Consider the following 12,128-nt stretch of genomic DNA (forward strand, 5'->3'; position numbering starts at 1 on the left):
TTACCAGAAAATCGTGTATAAAGCTGCCAGTACACCGCAAATCAGCACCGAGCCGATCACAAAGCTTTTGCCCGGCTGAAACATCGAAGCCTCGATGTTCAAACTTTTCGGATTGTTCCTGCTTTTAGGATCGGCAAGTGAAATGGCGGCGATCACGGCGCAGAGGATCAGGAAAATGTAGCCCATACGATCCAGGAACGGGATTTCGGGATACATAAACTTGCCGGCTGTCGACAATGGGATAGTTAGCAATGCGGCGGTCAATGCGGCGGCCGAGGTAGTCCGTTTCCAGAACATCCCGAGGATGAAAATCGCGAATACACCCGGCGTGATGAAGCTGCTGTATTCCTGGATGAACTGGTAGGCCTGGTCGAGCACGCGCAGCTGCGGGGCAATGAGGATACCGATGCCCATCGCGACGTAGATCGTATAGCGGCCCACGCGTACAAGCTGGCGCTCCGAAGCCTGCGGGGCGATGTACTGTTTGTAAATGTCTAATGTAAAAATGGTTGAAATGCTGTTGGCCTTACCGGCGAGCGACGCTACGATAGCGGCCGTAAGTGCGGCAAAAGCCATTCCTTTCAGACCTGCCGGCAGCAGGTTAAGCAAAACCGGGTAAGCATGGTCGGGTTTCACGACATTGCCGGCGAGCATTTCCTGCTGGAACATGCCGTTTTGGTATAAAACGAATGCGGCAATGCCCGGGATTACGACGATAATCGGGATGAGCAGCTTCAACAATGCAGCGAAAAGAATCCCTTTCCGGGCGGTAGGCAGGCTCGCGCCGAGGCTGCGCTGGATAATGTACTGGTTGCAGCCGAAATAGGCGAGGTTGTTGATCCACATCGCACCGATGATGACCGTCAGGCCGGGAAGGTCTTTGTAAAAAGGATTATCCTTCGGTAGGATCATATGGAAATGCGAGTCGGCCTGTTCCTTGAGCAAGCCCAATGCATTGAATATCCCCGGCCTGTTGAAATGCTGGGAGACTAGGTCCAATGCGAGGTAAGTGGTCGCTAAACCGCCCAGGACAAGCACAACTACCTGCACCACATCGGTGTAGCCGATTACCTTCATCCCGCCGATTGTGATTACAATGGCAAAAAGCCCGAGGCCGACGATGGCATACTGGAAATCAATTCCGGCAGTCACCTCCAGCGCGAGTGCGCCGAGGTACAGGATGGACGTCAGGTTTACAAATACGTATAATAACAGCCAGAAAACGGCCATAATCGTCGCCACTGTGGGGTTATACCTCTCCCGGAGGAACTGCGGCATGGTATAGATCTTGTTTTTGAGATATACCGGCAGGATAAACAACGCCACAACGATCAGCGAGGCCGCTGCCATCCATTCGTACGAAGAAATAGCCAGACCAATTGCAAACCCCGAGCCCGACATCCCGATAAAGTGTTCGGCGGAGATATTGGAAGCGATGATGGAAGCACCGATCGCCCAGAATGTCAGCGAGCCCTCGGCAAGGAAGTAGTCGGTGGAACTGACCTCTTTCGAGCTTTTCTTTTTATAAATCCAGTAACCGTAAGCGGAAACGCCTATCAGATAGATGAAAAATACTATGTAATCCAGCGATTGCAGACCGGTAGTGGACATGCTTGTGAAAGGGTTAGTTGGTTAAATGGTACGGTAATAGATGGCGGGAGCCGATACTGGTCAGGTATTATCAGGAATAGTCATGTGTAGTCAAGTCTGGCCGGGTTTTGTGATGGATGCTATCTGTAACAGGCCAAACTTATTGATTTTTCACTACAAATGACCAAACCTTACGGTACCTGACCACACCTGACTATTTCTAAACCGCGGCTGCATATTGCAGCACTTCGTCCAGCTTCACGCTTCTGCCTTCGGTGAGCGACTTCATGGCCGCAATACCGATTGCCGTCGCCATCAGGCCATCGTGCGCATCCACGGGCGAAGGGGTATCTTTCAACACGCAATCGATGAATGTTTTAAGGCACACGCGGTACGCCGTTTCATATCTTTCGAGGAAGAAATGCAGCGGCAGTGAGCTGTGGCCTCCGTTACTATCGAAATGAATGAGGGTATCGGTGGTGTTGTTTTCGGCTTTCGCCATTCCTTTTGATCCGAAAATTTCCAACCGCTGGTCATAACCGTACACGGCCTTGCGGCTGTTGTCGATGACGCCTATCGCGCCATTTTCAAAGGTGAGAACGATTACAGCGGTGTCGATATCACCGAAATCCTTAATCTCGGGGTGGATAAGCGCATCGCCTTTCACAAAAACTTCTTTCACCTCGCTGCCCACAATGTAGCGCGCCATATCGAAGTCGTGGATCGACATATCGAGGAAAATCCCGCCCGAAACTTTCAGGTACTCAACCGGCGGCGGTGCCGGGTCGCGGCTGGTAATGCGGAGAATGTGCGGCTCGCCGATCTTTTCGTTCACGACCAGGTGCCTCACATTCATGAAGTTGGCGTCGAACCGGCGGTTGAAGCCGAGCATCAGCTTCACATTGTTATCCGAAACTGCCTTTTCAGCGGCTTGAATGGCTTCCAGTGTTACGTCAAGGGGTTTTTCGCAGAAAATATGCTTCCCTTTTTCGGCGGCAGCCACGGTATAAGGCACGTGGAAAGGGGTAGGCGAGCAAATGATCACCGCTTCCACATCGGGATGGTTGATCACATCGTAGGCATCGGTAACGACCTCGGGCACACCCAGGTCGCGGGCGAACGCATGTGCAGCAGGCGAGAGGTCGGAAGCGATGATCACCTCCGCATCGGGCATATGGTGCACCAGGTTGGCTAGGTGGATCTGGCCAATCCGGCCGAGTCCGATCACACCGGTTTTAAGTTTTTTTGTCATCTGTCAGAAAATATAATATTGATTAAGATTGATTAATCAATTGACTATCCTTTTCCCGTCGACTTAAGTCGACGGCAGAAGATTTGATATTGATTGAGATTGATTAATCAATTGCAGTCCCCCCTTGAAATCCCCCTTGCCGTCGACTTAAGTCGACGAAAAGAGAATTGAATTGATTAGAATTGAATTGAATAGTTTAGAATTGTCAGGCTTGTTATGCAAAAGTTCTTTTAAAACTTCCTGTTCCACTCTTTCAGCCAGCGTTCGATCACCACTTTGGTTTGGGTAAAGAACTCAACCGCGTGCTTGCCCTGGCCATGAAGGTCGCCATAGAAGCTGTCCTTCCACCCCGAGAACGGGAATTGCGCCACCGGAGCGGCCACACCGATATTGATACCGATATTTCCGGCCTCCGCCTCATGACGGAACCGGCGCGCATTCAGGCCGCTGCTGGTAAAAATGCAGGCCATATTGCCATATTTACCGGAATTGATAAACCGGATCGCCTCTTCAATGGTATTGATATGTACCAGGCTCAATACCGGCCCGAAAATCTCAGTCGCAGCCAGTTCGCCGTCCAGCGGAATGTCTTCTATTATGGTAGGCGCAATGAAGTTCCCTTTTTCATAGCCATCGACTTTCGCATTGCGACCATCCACAAGCACGCGGCCGCCTTCGTGCAAACCTTTGTCGATCAGGCTATGGACACGGGTTTTGCTCTCAGCCGTGATGACTGGTCCCATTTGCACATCCGAATCTAATCCAAAACCGGTTTTGCGGTTCCGGGCAGACTCTACCAGGCTTTCGGTAATATCCTTGTGTTCGCCCACCGTAATGATCGTAGAAGCTGCAAGGCACCGCTGACCAGCACAGCCATAAACGCTGTCGATCACGATCTGCGAAGTCATATCGATGTCTGCATCCGGCAGCACGATCACCGGGTTTTTGGCGCCGCCCTGTGCCTGCACGCGCTTGCCGTTGGCAGAACCTTTGGAATAAACATAGCGGGCCACATTGGAAGAGCCAACGAAGCTAATGCCTTTAATAACAGGATGTTCCAGAATGGCATCTACCGTCTCTCTCGCGCCCTGCACGAGGTTCAGCACACCTTTTGGGAGGTCGAGCTGCTCCATTAATGCGACGATCTTCGTCATCGTCAGCGGCACTTTTTCCGACGGCTTGATAATGTAGCTGTTGCCGCAAGCGAGTGCGTAGGGGAGGAACCAGAACGTAATCATACCCGGGAAGTTGAACGGTGCAATACACGCGCAGGGGCCCAGCGGCTGGCGGATCATGTATTCGTCGATGCCTTTGGCAATGTCTTCGGAAAACTCGCCCTGGATGAGCGTCGGCATACCGCAGGCATTTTCCACATTCTCGATCGCGCGCACCATCTCCGCTTTCGCTTCAATGAACGTCTTGCCGGATTCGAGTACGATAGTTCTTGCGATATCGTCGGCGTTATCTTCGAGTATGGTTTTTAGTTTAAACAAATATTGCACACGCTTCGAAACCGGCGTATTTCTCCATTCCTGAAAACCTTCGTGGGCAGCTGCGGCGGCATCGGCTACGTCCTGCGCATTGCCGTACGGTACTTTTGCCAGCACTTCCTGCGTGGCGGGGTTCAGCACATCCACCAGATGGTCGGAATGGCTGTCGACCCAGCGGCCGTTGATGTAATTCTGTAATTTTTCCATTTGTATTTTAAAACTTATAATCCTCCGTATCCTTCCGTAAATGCCATAACCTCGTCGTAAGAAGGCATGAAATTGGCGCAGCCTTCACGCGTGACGATGATCGCTCCGCAGGCATTGCCCATTCGCACACTTTTGTAGAGATCCCAGCCGCGCAACAGCCCGAACGAGAAGCCCGCACAAAAAGCGTCACCGGCCCCAAGCACATTCAAAACTTCCACCGGGAACCCAGGTACTTTAACTTCCTCCTTACCCGGCTGAAAAATGGACGCACCATCTTTACCGCGCTTCACCACCAGTGTCTCCACGCCGGAACGCAGAATTTCACTAATCGCATTCTCGATATTTCCGCGGATTTCAGGCGCCGATATTTGCTGGTGTTTGATCAAAAGCTGTTCTTTATCAGTCAAAAACGTAGCGAGAATTTCTTCCTCAGTCCCCACTACAATGTTAAAACTACCCAAAGCCGCACGGATGGTCACACCAAATGCGCGGGGATCAAACCACTGGTCGGCGCGGAAATCGATGTCGAGCAGGCGGGTAACGCCGTTCTTTTTCGCCAATTCCAATGCATAAAACATCGCGGTACGGCTCGGGTCCTTGCTGAATGCGGTCCCGGAGAACGCCGCGGCCTTAAAATCCTGGAACGGTAGGGCGGATACGTGGTCGATATTCAGGTTGATATCCGCGCAGTTTTCGCGGTAGTAAACCAGTGGAAAGCGGTCGGGCGGCTCGATGCCGAGTACGACAGCCGAGCTGCGCGTTCCTTCGATGACCGTCACCCATTCTGTGATAATGCCTTCGTTGTCCAGGAAATGCTTGATGAAATTCCCCACCTGATCGTTGCCGATACCGGTGAGAATGGCCGTTTCCAGGCCCAGCCGGCGGCTTCCCGTGGCGATATTGAGCGGGCACCCGCCCACAAATGCATTGAATGCCTCGATTTTTTCAAAAGGGCTGCCCACGTTGGCCGAGTAGAGGTCAATGGACGAGCGGCCAAGGGTAAGTAGATCGTATTTGCGCATGTTAATGGTTGTTTGAAACGCCTATCCGTTCATTTCAGCGGTGACGATCGGTAATCTCGGGTCGGCGCCTTTCCAGCTGCCGTAAATCCAGTCGTGGTCGGGGTCGGATGTATTGGCTAGCGACTGGTCGCTCCCAGCCAGGAAATTGAGGTAATACACATTGTAGCCGTGGCCAGCCACCACCGGGTGATAGCCCTTCGGGACTAGTACGGCCTCGTTGTTTTTCACACGGACGATCTCGTCCAGCGAACGGTCTTCGGTATAAACCTGCTGAATGGCGTAGCCTTGCGGTTTGTCGATTTTGTAGAAATAGATTTCTTCGAGATTCGCTTCGAGCAACGTGCCGTCATCGGCAACCTTGCGCTCGTCGTGCTTGTGCGCGGGGAAGGAGCTCCAATTGCCCGACGGCGTGTACACTTCCACGCAGACGATCTTGTGGCATCCGAAGCCCGGTTCGAGCAGGCTGTTGATCTGGCGGTTGGCATTGTCTCCCCCGCGGTATTCGATCGCCGCTTCCTCGGGGCGTTTCATGCGCGGCGGATGATCTTCGTCGGACAACACCTTGCAAATTGCAATGTCGGTGCCGGGCGATTGCGCGGTGAGTACGAACGGCGTCCGGCGCGAAAGGTACATTGCGTGGCCGATCCCGCTGAACACGTCTTTCCGGCCATTACCCGTTTCCCAGACCTGCCCGGCGGCTTCCACTTTGAAATTTCCGCCCAGCAATGCGAAGCAATATTCATAATCGCCCGTATCTCCCACGATTTGTTCGCCTGCTTCCAGTATTTTAGCTTCGAAGTTCAGGTACGTCCAGCCAGCCTGTTCGGCGGTGAGGGAATGATAGGTCTTGTCGTGTGTTCGGGGCTTGATCAGCAGGTTACTCATTGTGGTAAATCCATTACATTTGCACAATGATAGTGTTGTATAAATTAAACACAAAATGTAAATATGTTAATATCGAATGCAAACGTTTGAAAAAATTTCAAAGATTTAATTGCTATATTCCAACTCATGAATTCCTCACGTCCTGTTACGATTAAAGACATTGCACGCCGTTTCCGGTGCTCCCCATCCACCGTTTCCCGGGCGTTGAACGACCATCCGGCCATCAATGAAGACACCCGCAAAAACATCCAGGAATACGCCAAGGAGGTAGGTTACCAGCGCAATGAAGTGTCGCTGAGCCTGCTCAACAAAAAGACTGCATCCCTAGGGGTGGTAGTACCGACGATCAGTAATTATTACGAAACCGCGGTCATCGAAGGCCTGCACACTGTGTTACAACCTATGGGTTACACACTCAACATCTGCGTGACCAATGAGAGCTACCTGCTCGAAAAGGAATCGCTTTCCAAACTGCTCTCCAACCGGACGGAAGGGATATTTCTCTCAGTTTCCCAGGAAACTTACGACGCCGGTTACTACGAGCACCTCGAAAACGTGATCCAGCGCAAAACACCCCTCATTTTCATTGACCGTGAATACGAGGATTTCGAAACCAGCCGCGCCACGGTGGACGATTACCACGGCGCATTCGCAGCCGTAGAGCATTTGATATCAATCGGTTATAAGCAAATCGCGCATTTGAAGGGCCCGAACGGCCTCACCGTTTCCGAACAGCGTTTCAAGGGGTATATCAATTGTTTGAAAAAACACAACATGCCCATTCGCGAAGAGTTGATCCTCAATACCAATTTCAATGTGGAAAGCGCCATTCTCCCCACCAAGCGCCTGCTCGAACTCGCTTCTCCGCCCGATGCGATCTTCGGAGTGAACGACCAGGTGGCCATCGGTGCCATGCGCGTCGCGAAGGACAAAGGCCTCCGTATTCCGCAGGATATCGGGCTCGTCGGTTTCGATAATTCGCCGATTTCGGCTTACACATTTCCATCGCTCACTACCGTGCACCGGCCGGGCCGGAAGATCGGTATGGAGGCTTCGCGCTTGTTTCTCAATCAGTTGAATGGCTCAGGGGATTTTGCGCCGGAGAGCATTGTATTGCCGTCGGAGCTGGTGATCCGGGAGTCTTCGCTGCGGATTTAGCAAATTCTTTTTTGTAGAAATAAAATAGAAGGTAACTGCCAGATACTTTGAGAAAATATCAATAATTTCGGTGATCTGTAACTCTTCTATCTGATTTATTAACTTGACTTTTACATTCCCTTCAATCCGACTTTTCCTGTCTGTATTGTGTGTGCTTGCTATGTGCGTGAGCGAACTTCGGGCAGTTCCTTCCATTGGCATCAAGCCTGTTCCTTCATGGGTGATCCCGGTAACGCCGGGCGGGAAGGCGCCCTCGGCCAAGGATTTTTCAGGGGGATATTATCTTACTTTTGTCGACAAGCAGGTCAACCTGGCCGCGAAGACTACTTACAAGCGTTTCGTAAGGCAAATCGTTTCGGAAAGCGGGATTCAGAACGGCTCGGAGATTTCGGTTACATTCGATCCGGCCTACGAGCGGGTGGATTTCCATGAAGTGACTGTCTGGCGGGCCGGGCAGCGCATTGCTCATTTGAATCAGGGGGATTTCAAGGTGATGCCAGTGGAATCTGAGCGGCAGCGGTTTATTTATAACGGCTACCATTCCGCCTCGCTGGTGTTGAAGGACATCCGCAAAGGCGACCGGATCGACGTGGCTTATTCGACAATCGGCTGGAACCCGGTTTTTATGAATAAATATTCCGATTTGATGTATTTCAATGCATATGACTACATCTCGCATATCCACAACTCCATTCTTGCACCTGTTGGAAGAGTACTGTATTTCAAGGATTTCAATAAACCTCCTTTAGGAAATGCCCGGAACGTCGGCGGAAATACGCTCTACGAATGGGATACACGTAATGTAAAAAAGAATTCCTACGACGACTATGTACCCGGATGGTATGAGAAAGAGCCGTCGGTGCAGGTAACCGAATTCGGGACCTGGAAGGAAGTTACCGATTGGGGGCTCAATTTCTACCAGGTACCAGCACCCTCGGGAGCTTTGAAAGCAAAGGTAGAGGAGTGGAAAGCACAAAGTGAGAGCACACTGGAATTCATCGGAAAGGCGGTTCGCTTTGTGCAGGATGAGATTCGCTACCTGGGCATTGAAACCGGTGAAAATTCCCATCGGCCGCACAAGCCGGAAGAGGTATTTGCCCAACGATATGGCGATTGTAAAGATAAGGCATTCCTGCTATGCGCCATTTTACGATCGAATGACATTGAATGTGACCCGGTTCTGGTCGATTCGTACAAACGCTCGCATGTGGCGGATTATCTGCCTTCTCCTTCGGATTTCAATCACGTGATCGCCCGTGTGCGTGTGCAGGAGAAGAGCGCTAAGGACAATGAAACCAGTTTCGCATTCATTGATGCCACAATGGCTTTGCAGGGCGGTGCAGTTCCGCAAATGTATTGCCCGCCTTACGGAAAAGGCTTGCTCCTCAAAAGCGGTCAGACGCAGCTGGTCACGATCCCGGACCATAATGCCGGTAATATCGACATCGTGGAGGATATCTATCTGCCAGCGACCGGTGATTCTAGTGCGAAAGGCAGGATACAAGTGAAAACGGCCTATTACAAAGGCGATGCGGACGATTTTCGGGCACAATTTCAGCAAGGGCATGTGTCGGAACTGGAAGAGAATTATCTCAATTTTTATAAGGACCTTTTCAAACACGCCGGGGTGGAGTCCACGGATACGCTCGAATACTATGACCAGCGCGAAGGCAACAGCTTTTCACTCGTAGAGCGGTATGCGCTTAAAAATCCCTGGAAGCTCGATAGCACGACTAACAAGTTCTATTTCGACGTCTTTGGCAAAACCCTCTACACCACGCTGACCATTTTGCCGGGCCGCCCCAGGAAAGACCCGATTTTGCTTAAATTCCCAAACGACCAGAGCTACATTATTAACGTCCATATGCCGGATGCGTGGACCATTACCCAGGATAAGTGGGAGATCAAGCGCGGTTCGTACGTTATCAGTTTTGAATCGAGATACCTTCCCGAGGAATACACCTGGCAGCTCAAATACCATTTTAAAACACTGAAAGACCATGTGCCGGTGACCGAAGCCAAGCAGTACAAGGCGGATATCGACAAGCTGGTTGAAAATCTCGAATATCAGTTAACGGAGCCGAAATCCGTCGGCGGGTTTGAGGTATCCGACATCAATGGCTGGATGGTGGGGCTATTGATTGTCGCCGTGATATTCACAATCAACTTTTTCAGACGATTGTACCGCTATTCACCGGGGTACCGGCACTACCACGAGCCGGGTATAGAATTGAGCAGCTGGTTGATTTTTCTGGCGATAGGTATTGGATTTCAGCCGCTTACCCTGTTGTTTCAACTTATTGGCCAGCAACTGCCGGCCTACGTTTCATTGATCCACTGGAACGCGCTCGAACCCAGGGGTATATTGATTTCGACGGCTTACCGTGCGGTGCTGGTCTTTGAGTTGTGTTTTAATGTCGGGATGGTCGGGTACGCCGTGCTGGTTGCTGTTTTGTTCTTCAAAAAGCGGGATTCTTTTCCGAAACTTTATATCTACTACCTGGGGATCAACCTGTCGGGTGCCATTCTGGACGCCTGTGCAAGCTACGCATTGGCAGGCGATTTACTTGGTGGCGAGTTCAACGAAACCATCGCCACGATAGGCCGGTCGATGTTTTACTCCGCAATTTGGATCCCGTACCTGATCAAATCTTCGCGCGTGCAGCGCACATTTGTGAATACCTACGGCGACCTGCCCGCAGAAAAAGAACTGAGCGAAGGTGCAGAAGTAGCAGAGCCTTTGGAATAGTAATGTTGTTTAAAACAAAACAAAAAGCCGGTCAGACTACTCCGACCGGCTTTTATTTGTGTACTCAAATATCAATACCCATCATTCTGCTGCAAATACCCCGGTAAATTCGAGGCGCCGTCGATGGCGGTTTGCGGGATCGGGAAGATGCGTTTCTTCACGTCGGCGTTAGTTTTTTCGGTCCATTTGCCTTCGTATTTGCCGAAACGGATCATGTCCGGGCGGCGGAGCATTTCCCAGTAGAATTCGAAACCGCGTTCGCGGAAAAGCAGGTCGAGGTTCATGCTCGTGAGCGCGGGTGGTGCGAGTGTTTTCGTGCGCGAGGCGCGTACGAGGTTTACGTCGGCCAGGGCCCCGGCTGCGTCGTTGCCTTTGCGGAGTTTTGCTTCGGCACGCATCATGTAGATGTCCGCCAGACGTGCAATCACGATGTCGGCCTCGCCGCGGTTACGGCCCGTGTTCGACTTGTTGCTGAACTCGTATTTCTCCACGCGGTAGCCGGTGTTGTAGTTGCTGCCCGCGGTGGTAAAGTCGATCATTTCGGAGAAGCTTACGGGCAAGTCAGCACGGTTACGCGTCAGGTAGGTTAGCTTTCCTACTTTCAGCTTGCCGTCGGGGCAGCGGAGGAATGCGCCATTCACGCGCAATGCGCCATACTGCTGGCCTCTCAGGATGCCGCGGTTAATCTTGTAGTCGGCGTCGGCCAAACAAGTATCGGCAGCATTGGTGTAAACAGACATGTTTTGCTGGTAAAACCGCGGGTCACGCGAAGGATCGACGGCGCCATATGCCTGCACCCAGGTCTGGTAGAAATCGGAGGTAACGCCCGGGCCGTCGGTACCATTCGCCTGCGGAAATTCTGCTAATGGGAACTGGTCGCCGGAGATCGAGAAGTAGGCCATCCGGTTATGTCCGTTCAATTCGGCGCGCTGGTCAACGGCAAAGATGAGCTCGTCGTTGGTATGATTGTCGTTCCCGAAGATCGCGAAATAGTCAGACGAAAGTTTAGCCTGGCCGGAGTTGATCACCTTGTCGGTGTACTGGATTACCTTATCCATATCCTCGGCTTTGAAATCGAATGTCGTGCCGTAAATGTTGCGGTACACGGCTGCATTCAGGTTTAGGCGTGCCAGCAAGCTCCAAACCGCGGCCTGGTTCAACCGGCCCGGTCCTACGGCCGATTTGGGCTGCAATACCGGCTCGACAGCCAGGAATTCGCTTTCGATGTATTTCACAGCCTCGTCGCCACGGATGATTTTCGAGGTAGTTCCCGGATCATCCTTCACAAACACAATGCCGAACAAATCCAGCAACACCATATTGTAGTAAGCACGCATACCACGGGCCTCGGCGGTGTATAGCGCCACATTCGGGGATGTAGCGGTTTTGAGCCCTTCGATAGCCGTGATGCACCGCGAGATAGACTGTACCAGCTGGTTCCACGTGTTGTTCACGTTCGGGTCCGTGCTGGTGGTGTTGTGCGCGTGCAATGCGAGGTAAATACCATTGTCGCCCCAGTCGGTGCCGCCGCGGTAGGGGAGAATGGCCTCGTCGGTGGAAATTTCCTGCAATGCAAAATAGGTGGTATGCTGGAAAAGGTTGGGTAGCAATGCATAAGTAGGTGCCAGCAGCCCGTTTACGGTTTCTTCTTCTGAAAGTTTCACGCTCAGCGTTTCGTCCAGCACTTGCTCTTTCAGGTCGGTACAGGCGTTGCTGAGCATGAGCAGGCCGGTTACCGCGAATATGGTTGATAGTTTCTTCTTCATGGGTCAATA

The 12,128-nt window shown here is 51.7% G+C and carries 8 protein-coding genes; 2 read left to right on the forward strand and 6 right to left on the reverse strand.

What is annotated here, in order from left to right:
- The 5 genes from BLQ88_RS09685 to iolB form a co-directional block, all read right to left on the reverse strand.
- On the reverse strand, positions 1-1,611 hold the full coding sequence (locus tag BLQ88_RS09685; RefSeq protein WP_090148773.1) for a sodium:solute symporter family transporter: 1,611 nt from the start codon (positions 1,609-1,611) through the stop codon (positions 1-3).
- 199 nt (positions 1,612-1,810) lie between these two features.
- Positions 1,811-2,842: an inositol 2-dehydrogenase gene (gene iolG / locus BLQ88_RS09690; RefSeq protein ID WP_090148774.1), complete on the reverse strand. Its 1,032-nt coding sequence runs from the start codon at positions 2,840-2,842 to the stop codon at positions 1,811-1,813.
- 230 nt (positions 2,843-3,072) lie between these two features.
- Positions 3,073-4,539: a CoA-acylating methylmalonate-semialdehyde dehydrogenase gene (locus BLQ88_RS09695; RefSeq protein WP_090148776.1), complete on the reverse strand. Its 1,467-nt coding sequence runs from the start codon at positions 4,537-4,539 to the stop codon at positions 3,073-3,075.
- A gap of 14 nt (positions 4,540-4,553) precedes the next feature.
- Positions 4,554-5,561, reverse strand: a complete 1,008-nt coding sequence (gene iolC, locus BLQ88_RS09700; RefSeq protein ID WP_090148777.1) for a 5-dehydro-2-deoxygluconokinase — start codon at positions 5,559-5,561, stop codon at positions 4,554-4,556.
- Positions 5,562-5,582: 21 nt separating this feature from the next.
- Positions 5,583-6,446, reverse strand: a complete 864-nt coding sequence (iolB, locus tag BLQ88_RS09705) for a 5-deoxy-glucuronate isomerase (RefSeq protein ID WP_090148779.1) — start codon at positions 6,444-6,446, stop codon at positions 5,583-5,585.
- Between the two features lie 126 nt (positions 6,447-6,572).
- On the opposite strand from iolB, the gene BLQ88_RS09710 reads away from it, so the two are divergent.
- Positions 6,573-7,604 carry a LacI family DNA-binding transcriptional regulator gene (locus BLQ88_RS09710; protein WP_090148780.1) on the forward strand — a complete coding sequence of 344 codons (1,032 nt, stop codon included), beginning with the start codon at positions 6,573-6,575 and terminating at the stop codon, positions 7,602-7,604.
- Positions 7,605-7,770: 166 nt separating this feature from the next.
- On the forward strand, positions 7,771-10,353 hold the full coding sequence (locus tag BLQ88_RS09715) for a DUF3857 domain-containing protein (protein WP_176884959.1): 2,583 nt from the start codon (positions 7,771-7,773) through the stop codon (positions 10,351-10,353).
- 71 nt (positions 10,354-10,424) lie between these two features.
- Here the strand turns inward: BLQ88_RS09715 and BLQ88_RS09720 are convergent, their stop codons facing one another.
- Entirely contained in the window at positions 10,425-12,119 is a 1,695-nt protein-coding gene (locus tag BLQ88_RS09720) for a RagB/SusD family nutrient uptake outer membrane protein (protein WP_090148783.1), read from the reverse strand.
- Positions 12,120-12,128: the final 9 nt, after the last annotated feature.

It is taken from the genome of Dyadobacter soli, from assembly GCF_900101885.1.
GTDB lineage: Bacteria > Bacteroidota > Bacteroidia > Cytophagales > Spirosomataceae > Dyadobacter > Dyadobacter soli.

What these genes read in the sequence shown, in the direction of transcription:
- BLQ88_RS09710 (WP_090148780.1), top strand. Translation starts at nt 6,573, where the DNA reads ATGAATTCCTCACGTCCTGTTACGATTAAAGACATTGCACGCCGTTTC.
- iolG (WP_090148774.1), bottom strand. Translation starts at nt 2,842, where the DNA reads ATGACAAAAAAACTTAAAACCGGTGTGATCGGACTCGGCCGGATTGGC.
- BLQ88_RS09685 (WP_090148773.1), bottom strand. Translation starts at nt 1,611, where the DNA reads ATGTCCACTACCGGTCTGCAATCGCTGGATTACATAGTATTTTTCATC.
- iolB (WP_090148779.1), bottom strand. Translation starts at nt 6,446, where the DNA reads ATGAGTAACCTGCTGATCAAGCCCCGAACACACGACAAGACCTATCAT.
- iolC (WP_090148777.1), bottom strand. Translation starts at nt 5,561, where the DNA reads ATGCGCAAATACGATCTACTTACCCTTGGCCGCTCGTCCATTGACCTC.
- BLQ88_RS09720 (WP_090148783.1), bottom strand. Translation starts at nt 12,119, where the DNA reads ATGAAGAAGAAACTATCAACCATATTCGCGGTAACCGGCCTGCTCATG.
- BLQ88_RS09695 (WP_090148776.1), bottom strand. Translation starts at nt 4,539, where the DNA reads ATGGAAAAATTACAGAATTACATCAACGGCCGCTGGGTCGACAGCCAT.